13 protein-coding genes are annotated in these 18,893 nt (G+C 68.6%); 7 read left to right on the plus strand and 6 right to left on the minus strand.

Annotated features, from left to right (window positions below; translation table 11 throughout):
• Positions 1-82 precede the first annotated feature (82 nt).
• Positions 83-2,602 carry a YfhO family protein gene (locus OHA10_RS16370; RefSeq protein ID WP_371407060.1) on the minus strand — a complete coding sequence of 840 codons (2,520 nt, stop codon included), beginning with the start codon at positions 2,600-2,602 and terminating at the stop codon, positions 83-85.
• A gap of 33 nt (positions 2,603-2,635) precedes the next feature.
• Between OHA10_RS16370 and OHA10_RS16375 the strand changes: the two genes are divergently transcribed.
• On the plus strand, positions 2,636-3,628 hold the full coding sequence (locus OHA10_RS16375; RefSeq protein WP_371407061.1) for a glycosyltransferase family 2 protein: 993 nt from the start codon (positions 2,636-2,638) through the stop codon (positions 3,626-3,628).
• A 13-nt stretch (positions 3,629-3,641) separates the two neighbouring features.
• On the opposite strand, the gene OHA10_RS16380 is transcribed toward OHA10_RS16375, so the two are convergent.
• Entirely contained in the window at positions 3,642-4,721 is a 1,080-nt protein-coding gene (locus tag OHA10_RS16380; protein WP_371407062.1) for an ABC transporter ATP-binding protein, read from the minus strand.
• A gap of 223 nt (positions 4,722-4,944) precedes the next feature.
• Here OHA10_RS16380 and OHA10_RS16385 point away from each other — a divergent pair, with 223 nt between their 5' ends.
• Positions 4,945-5,964, plus strand: coding sequence for a LacI family DNA-binding transcriptional regulator (locus OHA10_RS16385; protein ID WP_371407063.1), 1,020 nt, complete (start codon positions 4,945-4,947; stop codon positions 5,962-5,964).
• Positions 5,965-6,085: 121 nt separating this feature from the next.
• Here the strand turns inward: OHA10_RS16385 and snpA are convergent, their stop codons facing one another.
• Both snpA and soxR read right to left on the minus strand, forming a co-directional pair.
• On the minus strand, positions 6,086-6,778 hold the full coding sequence (gene snpA, locus OHA10_RS16390; protein ID WP_371407064.1) for a snapalysin: 693 nt from the start codon (positions 6,776-6,778) through the stop codon (positions 6,086-6,088).
• Positions 6,779-7,037: 259 nt separating this feature from the next.
• Complete coding sequence (soxR, locus tag OHA10_RS16395; protein WP_371407065.1) at positions 7,038-7,514, minus strand: redox-sensitive transcriptional activator SoxR; 477 nt, start codon at positions 7,512-7,514, stop codon at positions 7,038-7,040.
• A 445-nt stretch (positions 7,515-7,959) separates the two neighbouring features.
• Here soxR and OHA10_RS16400 point away from each other — a divergent pair, with 445 nt between their 5' ends.
• Positions 7,960-9,957, plus strand: coding sequence for a DEAD/DEAH box helicase (locus tag OHA10_RS16400; protein ID WP_371407066.1), 1,998 nt, complete (start codon positions 7,960-7,962; stop codon positions 9,955-9,957).
• Positions 9,958-10,003: 46 nt separating this feature from the next.
• Here the strand turns inward: OHA10_RS16400 and OHA10_RS16405 are convergent, their stop codons facing one another.
• Positions 10,004-11,062: an aminotransferase class V-fold PLP-dependent enzyme gene (locus OHA10_RS16405; protein WP_371407954.1), complete on the minus strand. Its 1,059-nt coding sequence runs from the start codon at positions 11,060-11,062 to the stop codon at positions 10,004-10,006.
• A gap of 225 nt (positions 11,063-11,287) precedes the next feature.
• Between OHA10_RS16405 and OHA10_RS16410 the strand changes: the two genes are divergently transcribed.
• From OHA10_RS16410 to OHA10_RS16425, 4 genes are read left to right on the plus strand one after another with little or no spacing between them, the layout of a single operon-like run.
• On the plus strand, positions 11,288-14,440 hold the full coding sequence (locus tag OHA10_RS16410) for a penicillin acylase family protein (RefSeq protein ID WP_371407067.1): 3,153 nt from the start codon (positions 11,288-11,290) through the stop codon (positions 14,438-14,440).
• A gap of 15 nt (positions 14,441-14,455) precedes the next feature.
• Positions 14,456-15,049, plus strand: coding sequence for a YbjQ family protein (locus OHA10_RS16415; protein WP_371407068.1), 594 nt, complete (start codon positions 14,456-14,458; stop codon positions 15,047-15,049).
• A complete protein-coding gene (locus OHA10_RS16420) occupies positions 15,039-16,385 on the plus strand; it encodes a GH1 family beta-glucosidase (RefSeq protein WP_371407069.1) in 1,347 nt (448 codons plus the stop codon). The genes OHA10_RS16415 and OHA10_RS16420 overlap by 11 nt, the downstream gene beginning before the upstream one ends.
• A complete protein-coding gene (locus OHA10_RS16425) occupies positions 16,382-17,626 on the plus strand; it encodes an MFS transporter (protein WP_371407070.1) in 1,245 nt (414 codons plus the stop codon). Before OHA10_RS16420 ends, OHA10_RS16425 begins: the two co-directional genes overlap by 4 nt.
• Here OHA10_RS16425 and OHA10_RS16430 read toward each other — a convergent pair.
• Positions 17,557-18,879, minus strand: coding sequence for a winged helix-turn-helix domain-containing protein (locus OHA10_RS16430; RefSeq protein ID WP_371407071.1), 1,323 nt, complete (start codon positions 18,877-18,879; stop codon positions 17,557-17,559). The two genes, OHA10_RS16425 and OHA10_RS16430, sit on opposite strands and share 70 nt — an antisense overlap.
• Positions 18,880-18,893: the final 14 nt, after the last annotated feature.

The raw sequence follows: 18,893 nt of genomic DNA on the forward strand, positions 1-18,893 counted from the left end.
ACGCGAGCGGCAACGTGGGGCAGACCACCTTCACCACTCACCACGTCTCACCCCGACGAAGCAGTAGCCCGCGTCGGGCGGACTACGCGTCAGCTAGTCGCGTGCGTCGGCGTCGGCGTACGGTGCCTAGGAGGACGATTGCGAGGGTGAGGACGGCGGCCGCCCCGCCAACTGCCAGGCCGCGGCGGAGGCCTGGTGGGACGAAGGTGCAGTCGATGCGGTCGGCGCTGCCAGTCAGGGGAACGGCGATCAGGCCGCCATAGTCGCGCGGCACCTGCGCCTTTCCGCCGCCGGCCGAGCACATCCAGCCGTCGATCTTCGGCACGGAGAGTACGGCGTATCCAGTGCTGCCGGGGCGCAGCGTTGCGTGCAGGGAATGCCCGCCGGCCTCCACATCGGTCGCCCCGCCGGCCCGCAGACGCCGGATCGCTTTCGCCAGTTCCTGGTGGTTCAGGCAGCCGATCGCGCTGTGCGGCGGGATGCCCTGCGGGTCCTCGCCGAAGTTGAGTTCGATCAGCACCACGCCGGTCTTCGGCACGGAACCGAGGCTGATCATCGCGCTGCTCGTGTTGATCCCCGGTCGTCGTGTCGCGCTCAGTTCGTGCCACTGCCCGTCCGCCAGCCGGGCCCGTCCGCCGACCCGCGGCATGAACAGGTAAGCCGACGTACCGGGCGTGCACGCCGCGACCAGCTTCACATCACCGGTCTCGAACCGCGTGCCCTTGTACTTCGGGACCTCGTACACCGTGCTCCCCAGCAACCGCTCCTGGATCGCATACGCGTTCGGCGCATTCGTGTCGACAGGAGCCGTCGTCCCGAGCCGTCGCCGTACCGTGACGAGTGGCGGCGCGTCGGAGTGGGTGATGTCCGGCTGACCGCTGCCGACGAGCCGCATCCGGGCGCCGACCGAGAAGATCGCGTCGGTGACCGGGTTGTCGAGGGTGTGCGACGCGCGACCGTACCCGGACCAGCCGAAACCGAGGCTGGTCAGCAGTTCGTTCGTCGATTCCGGCAACAGACTGCTGTACAGGCCGGCGCCCTGCCCGCCGAGCAACATCGGGTCGTTCGGCGTGATCGACGTACCCGGCTCGGTCCGGTACGCCGGCCAACGTCCGGCCGCCCGAAGCGCGTCGTACCGCGCCGTCTGCTTGTCGTCCCACGCCGCGGCCGATGCGCCGAGCACCCGCCCGCGTCGTTCATCGGTGACGACCGCGGACCAGGTCGTCTCGACGGCCACAACCACCAGCAGCATCGCGAATGCGGCCGCGACGGGCCACTTGACCCGCCGGGTCGCCGGGATCCGGCGCAGCGTCCAAATGGTGCCGAACGCAACCAAAGTCGCGGCTCCGGACATGATCAGCGCGAACAGCCAATGCCTGGTCAGCAGCGTGCTGCCGTCGGACAGTACGGCGATCAGCGCCAGCAACGCCGCGCCGCCCAGCAGCGCGATCGGTCCCGGCAGCTTGTGCGAGACCGAGACCCACGCGACCACCACGATCACGCCGCAGAGCACGAACGCCTCGCGGTACTGGCTGCCGTTCGGGGTGTCGAACGCGTGCCAGAACTCCTGCGTGGGCGGCCATCGGAACGACAACGCGATCAGGACGGTCGTGATCACCCACACCAGCTTGGTCAGCCACGGCACGAACTTGTTGAACGGCATCGTCAGCGCCAGCAGCAGGGCGACGGTCCCGACGTACAGGCTCGCGGTCCGCCCGACGCCTTCGGTCAGCGGCAGCAGCCGGGACAGGAAGGTGTCCAGCGCGGAGGGGTGGAAGATCCCGGACGGTGACGGCGTTGCGGCGCGGTTCGTCAGCAGGATCGGTAGCAGGATGGGCGCGACCAAGGCCATGCCGAGGACGAACGAGATGCCGTGCCGCACGATCGCCCGCAGTCGCAGCGACCACCTGAGGTCACTGGTCAGCACCCGGGCGAGCAGGTAGATCCCACCCGCGATCGTTGCCATGTAGGCGGTGTAGAAGTTGGACAGCCAGAACAGGCCGACCACCAGCACACTGAGCAGCCGGTTGGTCCGGCGCAGTGACCACTCCGCCACCATGAAGAACATCGGCAGTGCGATCAGGCCGTCCAGCCACATCGGCACGTACGATCCGTCGTCGAGCGCCCAGCCGCAGACGCCGTACGAAACACCCAGCATTGCGGCAACCCAGCGGGGGCCTGGGCGCATCTTCATCAGTAGGGCCGCCATCGCGGCCGCGGCCAGGCTCAGCTTCAGGGTGGTGATGACGTAGACGGCCAGGTCGATCTGATGGCGGGGGAACAACCCCACCAGCAGGGACAATGGGCTGCCGAGGTCGACCCCGAAGTCGGCGAGGAAGCCGACCCCGAACGCGCTCTGCCAGTTGAACAGCAGGTCACCCTGGGCCCGGCCGTGCAGGACGTCCCACAGGTGGGCGAAGAAGGGGACGTACTGCGTGCCAAGATCGTTGGTACTGCGCGACAGCGAACCGAAGGGATAGGTACCGCGGATGATTCCGGAGGCGGCGAACACCGCCGCCACGACGACGAAGGCGACGACGGCGGGCGGCAGCGCCGAACGTCGCCGCAGTACCCCTGGTGAATCGCCGTCCGCTGAAGCCACCGACCGTCCCCCTGCCCTTTCTGGAAGTTGCGCATGAGCCCGACAACGCGCCTGAGCCTAGTGGTGCCGTGTTACAACGAGGTCGAGGTGGTCAACCGTTTCCACGAGGCGCTCAGCCGCGAACTGACTGCCACCGGCCGGCAGTACGAGGTCGTGTACGTGGACGACGGCAGTAGTGATGGGACGCTCGAGGCGCTCGTCGGGTTGGCAGCCACCGACGACTCGGTCCGGTATCTGTCCTTCAGCCGCAACTTCGGCAAGGAGGCCGCGATGCTGGCCGGCCTGCGCTACGCCACCGGCGACGCGGTCGTGATCATGGACGCGGACCTGCAGCACCCGCCAGAGCTGATCGGCCGGATGCTGACGGAGTACGAGCGCGGCTTCGACCAGGTGATCGCCCGGCGGAACCGGACCGGCGACCCGGCCACCCGGACGTTGTTCGCGCGGGCGTACTACTGGCTGATCAACAAATGGGCCGACGTCGAGCTGATGGACGGGGTCGGCGACTTCCGGCTGCTGTCGCGGCGCGCGGTCGACGGACTGCTCGAGCTGAACGAGTACAACCGGTTCTCGAAAGGGCTGTTCGCCTGGATCGGGTTCGAGTCGATCCTGTTCGAGTACGACAACGTGAAGGCGGCGCCGGACCGCAAGAGCCGGTGGACGTTCCGGCGACTGCTGGAGTACGGACTCGACGGACTGCTGTCGTTCAACAACAAGCCGCTGCGAATGGCGATCTACGTCGGACTGCTGCTGACCGCGGTCGCTGCCGGATACGCGATCTGGGTGCTCGTGGCCGCGCTCCTGCACGGCGTCGACATGCCTGGGTACGTCACGCTGATCGCCGCGATCACCGGGCTCGGCGGGCTGCAGATGGTGATGCTCGGCGTGATCGGCGAGTACATCGGCCGGATCTACTACGAGGCCAAGAAGCGCCCGCACTACCTGCTGAAGCAAACCAACATGGACCCCGCGGAACGGCTGGAGAAGCCACCGGCCCCCGGTGGAGGAACCACCAGGGGCCGGTAGAAACCGCTGAGGATCAGGCCGTCAGCCGCTCGTCGGTGGACGCCGAGAACAGGTGCAGCTTGTCCGGCACCGCCGCGAGGCGGATGGTCGAACCCTTCTCGACCGGCATCCGGGCGTCGATCCGGGCGACGATCTGCTGGTGCTCGTCGTTGTGCTCCGCGGTGCCGTACAGGTACGCGTCGGCGCCGAGCTCCTCGACCACGGCGACCTTCACCGGCAGACCCTCGTCGGCGACCTTGAAGGCCTCCGGGCGAACGCCCACGGTCAGGGTCTTGTCACTGCCGGCCTTGGCCAGCACCGCACGCTCGATCGGGATCACGTAGTCGCCGACCTTGGCCCCGGTCTCGGTGATGTCGGCCTCGATCAGGTTCATCGCCGGCGAGCCGATGAAGCCCGCGACGAACTTGTTCTTCGGGTTGTCGTACAGGTTCAGCGGGGTGTCGACCTGCTGGAGCAGACCGTCCTTGAGGACGGCCACCCGGTCGCCCATCGTCATGGCCTCGACCTGGTCGTGCGTGACGTACACGGTCGTGACACCGAGACGCTGCTGCAGCTCGGCGATCTGCGTACGGGTCTGCACCCGCAGCTTGGCGTCGAGGTTCGACAGCGGCTCGTCCATCAGGAAGACCTGCGGGTTACGCACGATGGCGCGACCCATGGCGACACGCTGACGCTGACCACCGGAGAGGGCCTTCGGCTTGCGCTCCAGGTACTCCTCCAGGCCGAGCAGCTTGGCGGCCTCCATCACGCGCTTGGCGCGGTCTTCCTTGGACACGCCCTGCATCTTCAGCGCGAAGCCCATGTTGTCGGCGACCGACATGTGCGGGTACAGCGCGTAGTTCTGGAACACCATCGCGATGTCCCGCTCCTTCGGCGGACGGTGCGTGACGTCGCGGTCGCCGATGTAGATCGAACCCTCGTTGACCTCTTCGAGGCCGGCGAGCATCCGGAGCGAGGTGGACTTACCACAACCCGACGGGCCGACGAGCACCATGAACTCGCCGTCCTCGATCTCGAGGTTGAGCTTGTCGACGGCCGGCGTGTCGGAACCGGGGTAGATCCGGGTCGCCGCCTTGAACGAAACAGTAGCCATGACGATTTCTTCCCTTCACCGGCAGGAACGTGCCGGACGATCCGAGTAAAGGCACCCCCGAGGCGGGGGAGTCCGCCTATCCTCGCGTGGCCCGCTCGTCCTGACAAGGTATGCGGCGTGTGACGTGTCCGTTCTGTTCACGTAGTGGACACCCACGCGCAGTCTGCAAGTTCTTGCAGGATCTTGCTGAAAAGTCAGGTTCGGGCTGGGTACAGTGCCGGGCGTGAGCAGCAGAGCGCGGCTGGCGGATATCGCGGCCAAGGCGGGGGTCAGTGAGGCGACGGTCTCGCGGGTACTGAACGGCAAGCCGGGAGTGGCGGACGAGACCAAACAGTCCGTCCTGACCGCGCTCGACGTGCTGGGGTTCGAACGGCCGACCCGGTTGCGGCGGCGGTCGGCGGGGTTGATCGGGCTCGTCATGCCCGAGCTGATCAACCCGATCTTCCCGGCGTTCGCGCAGGTGATCGAGTCCGCGCTGTCCCAGCGCGGCTTCACCCCGGTGCTCTGCACGCAGTCACCCTCCGGAGCGACGGAGGAGGAGTACGTCGAGATGCTGCTCGAGCGCGGCGTCTCCGGAATCATCTTCGTGTCCGGTCTGCACGCCGACACCGGCGCGGATCACGCCAGGTACCAGGCGCTGGTGGACCGGCGGCTGCCGGTGGTGTTCGTGAACGGCTGGCTGCCGTCGGTCGAGGCGCCGTTCGTGTCCTCGGACGAGTACGCCGCGATGGAGCTCGCGGTCGCGCATCTGGTTGCCCTCGGCCACCGCCGGATCGGGTTCGCGTCCGGGCCGGAGCGGTTCATCGTCGTACAGCGGAAACTGGCTGGTTACCGCACCTCGATGAAGGCGCAGTTGGGGGTGTCGGACGAGGACATCGACCCGATGGTGGCGCTGAGCATGTTCGGCGTCGAGGGCGGCGAGGCAGCCGGCCGGCAGTTGCTCGACGCCGGCGTCACCGCGGTCGTCTGCGGCTCCGACATGATGGCGCTCGGCGTCATCCGAGCCGCCCGCCAACGCGGCCTCGCCGTACCGGGCGACATCTCGGTCGTCGGCTACGACGACGCCCCGATGATGGAGTTCACCGACCCCCCGATGACCACCATCCGCCAGCCCGTCCAGGCCATGGGCCTAGCCGCCGTCCAGTCCCTACTGGAAGAGGTCCGCGGCCACGCCACCCCCCACACCGAATTCCTCTTCCGCCCCGAACTAGTAGTCCGCGGCTCCACCGGCCCGGCCCGCTGAACCGCACTTTGTGCACCGGCCAACCAGTTCCGGGGCGGATCAGTGGTCGGTGGGTGCACAAGGAGCGGCTCCGGCCCGGAAGCCGTCCCCTGCCGGGCGGCTCCGGGCCGGAGGTACTGGGTTACTTGGAGGTGTGGAAGGCGGCCTTGGTGGTCTTGGCGAAGCCGTTGGCCCAGAGGGCGTTGACCTTGGAGCGTTCGGTGGCGTCCGGGTACGGGTTGGTGCAGGACGGGCCGGGGCCGCCGCCGGACATCAGTTCGGAGCAGGGGCCGGAGTAGTGGTCGGGCAGGCCGAGCACGTGGCCGGTCTCGTGGGCGACGATCCGGGTCTTGTCGTACTGCTGCGACTGGGCGTAGTCGATGAAGACGTAGCCGCTGCCGTGGCCGTCGGTCGACGCGTACGAACCGCGCGGGTCGTTGCCCTCGGTGTAGTAGAAGTCGTAGTTGCTGCCCTCGACGAGCTTCACGTTGCTGACGCTCGAGTTCCAGATCGACGAGCTGGACGCGATCTGGGACGCGAAGGTCGGCGCGTCGACGGCGTACGTGACCGTCACCGCGGTGACCTTCTGGCCGGCCTTGGCCTGCTTGGCCATCTTGGCGCGGGCGGACTTCATCACGGCGTCGTAGAACGCCTTGGTGGCGGCTTCGTCCTGCGGCGAGCCGACGTACGCCGCGCGGGTGGCGGCGGTGGAGACGTGCGAGCTGTGCGAATCAGTGGCCGGCGCGGCAGTCGAGGGGGACGCTGCCAACGCGGGCACGGCCAGCGCGGCGGCGGCTAGCCCCGCGAGACTGGTCAGGATACGGCGATGCGACATGGAGGGCCTCACTCCGGATCGGTGGCGGATAGCGACGGGCGGATTACCGATCGCCACCATCGGATGCTCCCAAGCGCCCCGGAATTCCGCATCAGATCGCAGAAAACCCAGGGGATAACCCGCGAATCACGCCCGCCGTTCTATGCCGGCCATAACTCCGCGCCTATGAGTGTTCGAGCAGGAACGCGGGGCGGTCGCGGATCTGATCGCAGCGGCGGCCGCCGCCGAGCTGCTCGTCGGCGTTGTCGAGCGGGGGCTGTTATGACTCGCCGGGGATGCCGACGTTGAGGAGGCGGGCGCCGGGGCCTCGGGTGGCCAGGCGGTCTTCCTTGTTGTAGAGGTTGCAGCGCTGGAGGCTGAGGCAGCCGCAGCCGATGCAGGTGTCCAGGTCGTCGCGGAGACGCTCGAGCTCGGCGATGCGCTCGTCGAGACGGCTACGCCACATCTTCGAGAGTTTGCTCCAGTCGGCACGCGTCGGCGTGCGGTCCTCGGGGAGCGAGTCCAGCGCGTTCTTGATCTCCGAGAGCGCGAGACCGACCCGCTGGGCCGCCTGTACGAACGCGATCCGCCGCAGCGTGCTCCGCTGGTACTGACGCTGGTTGCCGGCCGTACGCCGGGACCTGATCAGCCCCTGGTCCTCGTAGAACCGCAACGCCGACGCCGCCACCCCGGACCGATGCGCGATCTCCCCGATCGAGAGCCAGTGCTCCTTGCTCGGGATGTTGTCCTCCGCCATACCGCCACCCTAGGACGGCGTTCCAAGAACTCAAGCGGACTTGAACTTCACACGGCCGAACCCCGGGCACTGACCAACTGCCGGATCGGACGCTCGCAGGCGCGGGCAGGCGGGCGGCGGGTGAGGTTGGTCAGTGGTGCAGGTCCGCAAGACCACTCCGGCAGGTGGTATTCCGGTTGGGTACGTGGTCGGGGTGACGGTCACGATCGGTTATACTTTTCTCGTGTCGGTGCGCGCGTCGCGTCACCAGAGATGTTCCCAGGCGCTCCGACCCGTCGGTTTCGGCATCCGCTGAAGATCCGGCGACATGGGTGCAACGCGATAGCACCCGCAGGTCGATGCCCGTCTCCTGCTGAGCACGTTGTCCGGTCATGAATTCGTGACCGGAGCTTCGCTGCGGCTGCGATCCGGCGCCATTCGTCCGTGAATCCGAGAGAGAGTTTGCGTGACCCAGCACCACCAGCACGATTCCGAGTCCGCTGACGGGCGGGCCAAGAAGCCCCGACACAAGAAGTACCAGAACCAGTCGTACGGCGAGCGCCTGGCCGCGAACGCGTCGTACGACGCGCCGCGCGCGGACGCCCCGCGTGAGGACAGCAAGCCGGTCAAGGGCTACCGCTCCGAGCCGGCCCGCCAGGACCGCGGTCAGCGCAGCTATGACCGCACCACCGACCGCAACCGCGACGACCGCGGCCGTGACGAGCGCCCGCGCTACGAGAACCGCAGCCGCGACGACCGTCCGCAGTACAGCCGCGACGACAAGCCGCAGTACGCGCGTAACGACCGTGGTGACCGGCCGCAGTACGCGCGCGACGACCGCAACGACCGTGGCGACAAGCCGCAGTACGCGCGGAGCGAGCGGAGTGACCGGCCGCAGTACCGGCGCGACGACAAGCCTGCGTTCCGGCGCGACGACAAGCCTGCGTTCCGGCGCGACGACAAGCCTGCGTTCCGGCGCGACGACAAGCCTGCGTTCCGGGGCGGCGACGACCGCGCCCGGGGCGAGCGTCCGCAGTACCGGCGCGACGACAAGCCGTTCGTTCGGCGTCCTTCGCAGGACGCGCGCCGCGAGGAGCCCGTTCGCCGCGAAGAGCCGGTCGTCGACCTCGGCAATGTTGCCGATGACAACCAGTTCGCCGCGCTCGGGATCGCGCCGCGGATGGTGCAGCGGCTGGCCCGCGACGGCATCACCGCACCGTTCCCGATCCAGGCCGCGACCATCCCGGACGCGCTGGCGGGCAAGGACGTGCTCGGCCGCGGTCAGACCGGTTCCGGCAAGACCCTCGGCTTCGGTCTCCCGACGCTGATGCGCCTGGCCGGCGGCCACACCGAGTCGCGCCGCCCGCGCGGGATGATCCTGGTCCCGACCCGCGAGCTCGCGATGCAGGTGCACGACGCCCTCGAGCCGCTCGCGCACGTGATGAACGTGTCGCTCAAGCTGATCGCCGGCGGTCTCCCGTACCCGAAGCAGATCGACGCGCTCCGTCGTGGTGTCGACCTGCTGATCGCCACCCCGGGCCGGCTGATCGACCTGTGCGAGCAGGGCGCGGCCGACCTCGGCGCCGTGGAGATCGCGGTCCTCGACGAGGCCGACCACATGTGCGACATGGGCTTCATGCCCGCCGTCACCACGCTGCTCGACATGACGCCGCCGGAGGGCCAGCGCCTGCTGTTCTCCGCGACGCTCGACAACGACGTCGACACGATCGTGAAGACGTACCTGAAGGACCCGGTCACGCACTCGACCGAGTCCGGCCAGGCCACCGTCACCACGATGGAGCACCACCTGCTGGTCATCGAGCCGGCGCACAAGCAGTCGCTGACGGCCGAGCTGGCCAGCCGCGACGGCCGGACCATCGTGTTCGTCCGCACCAAGCTGGGCGCCGACCGGATCGCGACGCAGCTGCGCGACCGCGGCGTGATGGCTGCCGCACTGCACGGCGGCCTGACCCAGGGCATGCGGAACCGGACGCTCGACCAGTTCAAGGACGGTTCGGTTCCGGTGCTCGTGGCAACGGATGTCGCCGCGCGCGGCATCCACGTCGACGACGTCGGCCTGGTCGTCCAGGCTGACCCGCCGGCCGAGCACAAGGACTACCTGCACCGCGCCGGCCGTACGGCGCGCGCCGGCGGCAAGGGCGCGGTCGTCACCCTGTTGCTGCCGCACCAGCGGCGCGGCATGATCCGGATGGCCGAGTCGGCCGGCGTCAAGGCCGAGCCGGTCCGGGCCCGTCCGGGCGACGAGCTGGTCACCGAGCTGACCGGCGGCACCAAGCCGTCCGGGTACCCGGTGAAGCTTCCGGCCCCGAAGCCGCAGCGCTTCGGCAAGGGCGGCGGCAAGGGTGGCAAGCGGTTCGGCAGCAGCCGTCCGCGTGGCTACGAGGGCCGCGGCGGCAGCGGTGGTCCGCGCCGCAGCAACGGCAACAAGTCGTACCAGCACTGAGTACTTCGGCCCTGATTCCCTTCAATACAAGGGGATCAGGGCCGACTCATGTCAGGATGGCCCACAGGCGCGCGAGGATCGTCGCGATCTCGTCCTCGTCGAGCGGGATGAGCTCGAGCATCAGTTCGCCCTCGGCCATCCGGTCGGTCATCACGTAGATCGACGGCGTACCGGCCTCGAGCTCGGTGGCGACGCGTTTGGCGTCGGCGACCTTCAGCAGGACCCGGGACACCTGCAGGCCGGTCGGGTCCTGGACGGCCTCGGCGGTCACATCCGGAATCCGGGACGCCGCGGCGACGAACGCGTCGACCTTGGCGAGCTCGTCCGCCTCCCACTTCACCCGGTCGAACGCCTGCCACTCCTCGAGAGCCGCGAGTACGCCGACGATCGCTTCCTTGGTCGGCTTCATCACCCGCCCGATGCCCTTCTCCTGGGCCCGCAGCGCCTGCACCAGCGGCCAGCTCCCGGCGACGAGCCCGGCGGTCGGCGAGCCGAGGTACTTCTGCCCGCTCACCAGCACCAGATCGGCGCCGGTCGCGAGCAGATCCGCGATCCGCGGGAACTGCGCGGCCGCGTCGACGATCGCCGGTACGCCGCGACGGTGCGCGGCCCGGATCGCGGCGACGAGGTCGATCGGCTCGCCGCGGGTCAGCCGGGACGCCACCAGCATCAGGCACGCGACATCCGGTCCGTCGAGCTCGTCCTCGAGCTCGGCGATCGTGCAACCGTCCTCGTCGCCGGCCAGGTCGACCTGCGCGCCGGCGAGCCGGATCCCCTGCAGGTTGGTGTGTCCGTAGTCGATCACCTGACAAGCCGGCAGGACGACGCGGTTGTGCATATCCCTTGCGTCCGGCAACGCCGCGGTACGCCGGGGATCGCCGCCGGTCATCGTGGCCGCGACCGCGAGGGTGATGCCGGCCGCGGTGCAGTGCACGACCGCACCGGCCTGGGCGCCGGTCACCTGCGCGATGGCTTCGCTGGCCCGGTCGCCGAGCTCGTCCATCACGAAGAACTCAGGCAGCGCCTGTGCGACGGCCTCGGCCACCCCGTCGGAACTCCTCGACACCCCGAGCGGGGTGAAGGTCCCCTTGGCGTTGATCACCACACTCAAGCGGTAACGCTCAAACAGGCTTCCGCTTCGCTCCAGCCTGCCCTGAGCGGTCTGCGCCCTGTCCCCTTGCATCAACTCGCTCCGCTCGTTGATGGAGATCGTCATGGTGAAGCAGAGCGTAATGGTCACGGACAGCAATTGGCGAGAGTCTGGACGTGAGTTCTTGACCTGATGCTACTGGTGAGTCATTCTCACTTTCACCGACCTGAGGAGGGAACCGTGCCCCGCCCCGCACTCCGAACCCGCCTTCGCATCACGATCGCCGCCGCCGCTGTCACCGCCGTCCTGGCGGCGCTGCCGGCACCGACCCAGGCCACCCCGCAGGCCGTTGCCGCGACCCCGGCAGATTATTGCCTCGAGCAATGTCGCGACATCCTGCCGCCGGGTCAGAACGGCAACGCCACCTTCACGGATCTCCTTGCTTTCAAGGCGTTAGGCGTCAGACCGGCCCACTTCAGCGACACGGTCAAGCCCTACCAGGACCTGGTCTGGAACTCGCAGGGCATCACCGACGACGGCCTCGCGCCGTACTACGACGACTCGTCGTTCGGGGTGAAGCCGGGCGACGTCGCGAGCACGATCCATCCGCGCAGCGACGTCACGATCGTGCGGGACAAGTCGCGCGGGATCCCGCACATCACCGGGACCACGCGGCTCGGCACGATGTTCGGCGCCGGGTTCGCCGGAGCGCAGGACCGGCTGTTCGTGATGGACGTGTTCCGTCACCTCGGTCGTGGCCAGCTGACCCCGTTCGCGGGTGGTGCGGAGGCGAACCGCGAGTTCGAGCAGGAGTTCTGGCGCACCGCGCCGTACACCGAGGCCGATCTCCAACGGCAGTTCGACGACGCCGACGACCTGTACGGCGCCGATGGCGTGAAGATGCAGCAGGACATCCAGGCCTGGGTCGACGGCGTCAACCACTACATCGATACGGTCGGCATCGCGTACCCCGGCGAGTACGTCGCGCTCGGTCTGCAGTGGCCGACTCCGCACTGGAAGGTCACCGACGTCGTCGCCACCGCGGCCGTGGTCGCGGGCATCTTCGGCACGGGCGGCGGGGCGGAGGTCACGTCCGCGCTCGCATTGCTCGAAGCACAAGCGAAGTACGGCGTTGCCGAGGGCACCAAAGTGTGGGAGTCCTTCCGCTCGCAGAACGACCCAGAAGCCAGTACGACGGTGCACAACGGCACCTCCTTCCCTTACGGGACGACCGGCCCGAACCCGGCCGGCCGTGCGATGCCGGACCGTGGTTCGGTCACCGCCGAGCCCGAGGTCATCGACCAGACCGCCAACAAGACCGCGGCCGCCAAACCCGCGCCGAAGGGCTCGGGCTCGCTGAAGGGGATCTTCGACGACGGCCTGTTCCCGGAGGGCTTCGGTAAGAAGGGGATGTCGAACGCCCTGCTCGTCTCCGGCGCGCACACCCAGAGCGGCAACCCGATCGCGGTCTACGGGCCGCAGACCGGATACTTCGCGCCGCAACTACTGATGCGCCAGGAGCTGCAAGGCCCGGGGGTCAGCTCGCGCGGCATCGCGTTCGCCGGCCTCAACTTCTACACGCTGATCGGCCGCGGCCCCGACTACTCGTGGAGTGCCACGTCTGCCGGGCAGGACATCACCGACACGTTCGCCGTACCGCTGTGTGAGCCGAACGGCGGGACACCGACGAAGAACTCGCAGTACTACGAGTTCCGTGGGCAGTGTGTTCCGATCGAGCGGCTCGAGCGGCACAACGCCTGGTACGCCAGCCTCGGATCGTCCGAGCCGGCCGGGTCGTACACGTTGGTTGCCTTGCGCACGAAGTACGGCATCGTCACGCATCGCGGGACGGTCGGCGGGAAGCCGGTGCTGTTCACCAAGAACCGGTCGACGTACGGGAACGAGGCCGGGTCGGCGCTCGGGTTCATGCAATTCAACGACCCGGACCGGATCCACTCCGCCGCGGACTTCCAGAGAGCCGCCGCGAACATCGGCTACACGTTCAACTGGTTCTACACCGACAAGGACTCGATCGCGTACTTCAACTCCGGCGACAACCCGGTCCGCGCGGCCGGCGCCGACCCGAACCTGCCGACCTGGAGTTCGTACGAGTGGCAGGGCTGGAACCCGGACACGAACCGCGCGACGTACACCCCGCCGGGCCAGCATCCGCAGGTCGTGAACCAGGACTACCTGACCAGCTGGAACAACAAGCAGGCGCCCGGGTACTCCGCGTCCGACGGGCAGTGGGGTTACAACGCGGTCTACCGCAGTCAGCCGCTCGACGACCGGATCAAGGCGGTCATCAACAGCGGTCAGAAGTTCACCCGCGGCAAGCTGGTCGAGGCGATGGAGGACGCGGCCACAGTCGACCTCCGCGGCGACCAGGTCCTGCCCTACCTGCTCAGAGTCCTGAAGTCCGCACCTGTCACCGACCCGGCGGTCGCCGACGCGGTCGCCAAGCTGACCGCCTGGCAACAGGCCGGCGCCCACCGCAAGACCCCGAATGCGTCGTCGAAGACCTACGACAACGCCGACGCCATCCGCATCCTCGACGCCTGGTGGCCGCTGCTCGTGCCGGCCGAGTTCAAGGACCTCGGGCCTGATCTGTACGGCGCACTCGTCGCCAACCTGAAGATCGACGAGCGGCCGAGCGCCCAGGGATCGTCGTTCCAGAGCGGCTGGTGGGGCTTCGTCCAACGCGACCTCCGCAAGGTCCTTGGCGACCCGGTGAAGGCCTCGCAACCGGTGACGTACTGCGGCGGTGGGACCCTGGCCGGATGCCGGTCGGTGCTGACCGACACGTTGCTCGCAGCAACCAAGGTGCCGGCGGGTACGACGTACCCGGCGACCGCGGACTGTGCCGCCGGCGACCAGTTCTGCGCGGATCAGATCGCGCACCAGCCGATGGGCGGTATCACCCAGGACCGGATCGCCTGGGTCAACCGGCCGACGTACCAGCAGGTGGTCGAGTTCCCGGCGCGACGGGGTGACGACGTCACCAACCTGGCCGTGGGGAAGACGGCGACGGCCAGCAGTTACGAGACCGGGTGGTACAACTCCCCGCCGGCGCAGGCCGTCGATGGGAAGCCGGACACCCGCTGGGCCAGCGACTGGTCGGATCCGCAGTGGCTGAAGGTTGACCTCGGCAACGAGCAGACCGTACGCCGGGTGGTGCTGGACTGGGAGGCGGCGTACGGGAAGTCGTACACGGTCGAGGTGTCGCGGGACGGGGCGACCTGGCAACAGGTGTACGCGACGACGACCGGGAACGGCGGTGAGGACGTGGTGCGGTTCGCGGCCACTCCCGCGCGGTATGTGCGGGTGACCGGGACGCAGCGGGCGACGTCCTACGGGTATTCGCTGTATGAGCTGCAGGTGTTCAGATGGTGATGCCAGGATGAGGGCATGAACCAGAACTTTCCTCCGAACCAGCCGTTCCCGCCGCAGCAGGGTGGTTACCAGCAGGGGCCGCCGCCGGGGTACCAGGGTCCGCCGCCGGGATACCAGCAGGGTCCGCCGCCGCAGGGGTACGGGCAGCAGCCCGGCTACGGTCAGGCGCCGGGCAACTATCAGCCGGCCCAGCAAAGCGCACCGCATGTCGCGCCGCAGGGTTCGCCGTACCCGGTGCTGGTCTCGACGATGAACGACTTGCCCGGCTATACCGCGGACAAGGTGTTCGGCGAGGTGTTCGGGCTGACCGTGCGGAGCCGCGACTTCGGGTCGAACTTCACCGCGAGCTTCCGGTCGCTGGGCGGTGGCGAGGTGCCGGAGTACACCCAGATGCTGGCCGAGTCGCGGCACGTCGCCGTGATGCGGATGTGCCAGATGGCGCAGCAGATGGGCGCGAACGCGATCCTCGCGATGCGGTTCGACTGCAACGAGATCGCTCAGACGATGAGTGAGGTCGCGGCATACGGCACCGCCGTCATCGTGCACAAGGTCGAGCCGCCGCGACCTCAGGACGCCAAGCCTGACGAGGATGATGCGAATGGCAGCTGAGCTGCGGTTTCCGCCGGGGTTCAAGTGGGGGGTCTCGACGTCGGCGTACCAGATCGAGGGTGCCGTGGCCGAAGGCGGCCGCGGTCCCTCCACCTGGGACACGTTCTGCGCCGAGCCGGGCAAGATCCTCAACGGCGACACCGGTGCGGTCGCATGCGACCACTACCACCGGTACGCCGAGGACGTCGCGCTGATGCGGGAGCTCGGGGTGGACACCTACCGGTTCTCGTTCGCGTGGCCGCGGATCCAGCCGTCGGGGAGCGGGCCGGGGAATGCGGCCGGCCTCGATTTCTACGACAGGCTGATCGACACCCTGCTCGGCGCCGGGATCCAGCCGGCGCCGACGCTGTTCCACTGGGACACCCCGCAAGCGCTCGAGGACGCCGGCGGCTGGCTCTCCCGCGACATCACCGATCGCTTCGCGGAGTACGCCGGGATCCTGGGCGCACGCTTCGCCGACCGGGTGTCGATGTGGATCACGATCAACGAGCCGGTGGTGCTCACGCTGATGGGGTACTCGCTCGGTGCGCATGCACCCGGGAAGCAGCTGTTGTTCGACGCGCTCCCGGTCGCGCATCATCAGCTGCTCGCGCACGGTCGCGCGGTACAGGCGCTTCGAGCCGCCGGTGCCACTCAGATCGGCATCGCCAGCAACCACGCGCCGACGTGGCCGGCCAGTGACAGCGCGGAGGACAAGGAAGCAGCCGCGCTGTACGACAACCTGATCAACTGGCTGTTCGCCGACCCGATCCTGCTCGGCGAGTACCCGAACGGCATGGGCGACGCGATGCCCGGACCGGTCACCGACGATCTCGCGGTCATCTCGACACCGCTCGACTTCTTCGGTATCAACCACTACGCACCGGTCTCGGTCGGCGCGGCCACCGGTCAGGCCGACACCGCGGCGACGGACGGAGTGCTGTTGCCGCCCGGTCTGCCGTTCGAGCCGCGGACGCTGAAGGGTTACCCGACCACGGACTTCGGCTGGCCGGTGGTGCCGGACGCGTTCGGCGAGATCCTGCGGATCTTCAAGGAGCGGTACGGCGACCGGCTGCCACCGATCTACATCACCGAGAACGGCTGCTCGTTCGACGGCCTGGACGACCAGCGCCGCATCTCGTACCTGGACGGGTACCTCCGTGCGCTGAAGGGCGCGATCGACGACGGGATCGACGTCCGCGGGTACTTCCAGTGGTCGCTGCTGGACAACTTCGAGTGGGCGGCCGGGTACTCGCAGCGGTTCGGGTTGGTGCACGTCGACTTCGAGACGCAGGAGCGTACGCCGAAGGCGTCGTACCACTGGTTGCGTGATGTGATCACCCAGAGCCGGGCATGATTCCCGAGCCGGGGGTCGTGCCGTCCGCGTTGGCGGAGCCGACCGTCCGGGTGCGGCCGGGGTGGACGGCGGCCGTCGTACTGGCCAACGTGGGTGTCTTCGCCGCGTGGCTGGGGCCGATCCAGGTGCTGCTGGCGAAGCAGTCGGAGGCGGTTGCTCCAGGCAACAAGGAGTTCGTGTTCGGGCTGGTGACCGGGGTCGGCGCGGCGGTGTCGGTGTTCGCGAACCCGGCGTTCGGCGCGATCTCGGACCGGACCACGTCACGCTTCGGACGGCGGGTGCCGTGGGTGGTGGCGGGTGCGGTCGGCGGCGCGGTCGGGCTGGGTATCCTGGCCGGCGCGCACCTGATCGTGTTGATGCTGCTCGGTTGGTGCCTGATGCAACTGTTCGGCAACGCACTGCTCGCCGCGGTGACGGCCGTCGTACCGGATCGCGTGCCCGTCGCCCAGCGCGGCGGGGTCGGCGGCTGGGTCGCAATCTCGCAGGTCTTGGGCGCCTTGGTGGGTACTGCGCTCGCCGCCGCCTTCGACAGCTACGCGCTCGGGTACGCCGCCTGTGCGGCGTTCCTGGTGTTGTCGGTGGTCCCGTATCTGTTGCGTAGCCAAGACGTGCAGCTGGTTGAGCGCCCTGCGTTCGTCCTGCGGGACTTCCTTCGGGGCTTCTGGATCAGCCCGCGACGGTACCCGGACTTTGGGTGGGCGTGGCTGACCCGGTTCCTGTTCAACGTGGGCAATGCGCTCGGCACGCTGTACCTGTTCTACTACCTGCAGGACGAGGTCGGCGTCGACGATGCAGACACCGGCGTACTGATCCTGACGGCGATCTACAGCGTGTGCGTGCTCACGACCGCGATCACCTTCGGTCGCTGGTCGGACCGCTCCGCACGCCGCAAGGTCTTCGTCACCGCGTCCGGCTGGGTGATGGCCGTGGCCGGCGTCGTCCTGGCGGCCTGGCCGACCTGGCCGGGCGCGATCCTCGGCGCGATCATCCTCGGCATGGGCTTCGGCGTGTACCTGTCCGTCGACTTCGCCCTGCTGACCCAGGTACTCCCGAACGCCCGCGACCGGGCCAAGGACCTCGGCGTCATCAACATCGCCAACTCGTTGCCACAGGTCCTCGCGCCCGCGATCGCGGCCCCGATCGTGAAACACCTGGGTGGCTACCCGGTGCTCTACCTCTCGGCATCCGCGGTCACCGTCCTGGCCGGCGTACTCGTCACGCGGATCCGATCGGTCAACTGAGCCGCGAGCCGGCCGCCGGCCGGAACGGCGATGTGGTCGAGCGACAGCCAGTCGGCCATCAGGTGGAGCTCGGCGGCCAAGGGTTCGATGAAGTCGGCTGCGTCGGCCTCGGCGGTCAGGGTGGGTACGACGAGGGTGGATGTCTGGCGGTCGGCCTTGAGGTCGATGCGGGCGACGAGCTGATCGCCCAGCAGGAACGGCAGGACGTAGTACCCGTGCACGCGTTGGGGTGCGGGGGTGTAGATGCTGATCCGGTAGAAGAAGCCGAACAGGTGATGGGTGCGGTCGCGGTTCCAGATCAGGGGGTCGAACGGGGAGAGTAGCGCCCGGGCGTCGATCGGGCGGTCCTTCGCCTCGTGCCAGCGGTAGCTCTGCTGTTTGATGCCTTCGACCCGGACCGGGATCAGCTCGCCGGCGTCGGTCAGTTCGCCGATCACCTCGCGGGCGGTTGCTGTGGGCAACGGAAAGTGGCCTTGGCTCGAGCCGCAGAGTTCCTTGGCGGTGCCGATGCCGAGCCCGCGGGCTGCGATCCGGACGAGCTCGCGGCGGGCTTCGTCGGCGGTGAGCTCGGGCGCGGCGAGTACGTCGGCGGGTAGGACGCGCTCCGTCAGGTCGTAGATCCGCTCGAAGTGCCGGCGGCCCGCGATCGTCACCCGGCCGGCGCAGAACAAGTACTCGATCGCGATCTTCGCGTCCTGCCAGTTCCACATCCGCCCGGTGGTCGGATCCGGATCCGGGTCGCTCCGCTTCCGCCGTACGCCGTCCGGACTCGCCTCGCCCGCGGTCAACGGGCCCTTCTCGGTGATCAGCTGCAGGACCTGGTCGACGTACCCGGGCCGCTCGGCGGTCAGTCGCCGCATCCCCGCCACGACCGACCACGGCGCGGAGATCTCCGGGCTCAGCTCTTCGTCCCACACCTGCCGCTCCGCCGCCCGCATCCGCCACCGCATCAGCGGGTACGCCGTGAGCGGGATCAGCGCCGCCTTGTGTCCCCAGAAGTACTCGAACAACTCCCGGTCCGCACCCCACGCCAGCTTGTCGAGCGTCCCCCGCGGATAGTTGCCGATCCGCGAGAACACCGGCAGGTAATGCGAGCGCGTAAGCACATTCACCGAATCCAGCTGCAGCACCCCGGCTGCCCGGATCGCCCGCCGCACATCCGCCCGCTTGGGCCGCCCACTCCCGAACCCCTGCGCGCCCAGAGCAAGCCGCCGAGCAACCTCCACCGACACCTCATCGCCAACGGCCGCCATACCCAGAACCTATA

The sequence above is a fragment of the Kribbella sp. NBC_00662 genome (assembly GCF_041430295.1).
Taxonomy (GTDB): Bacteria; Actinomycetota; Actinomycetes; order Propionibacteriales; family Kribbellaceae; genus Kribbella.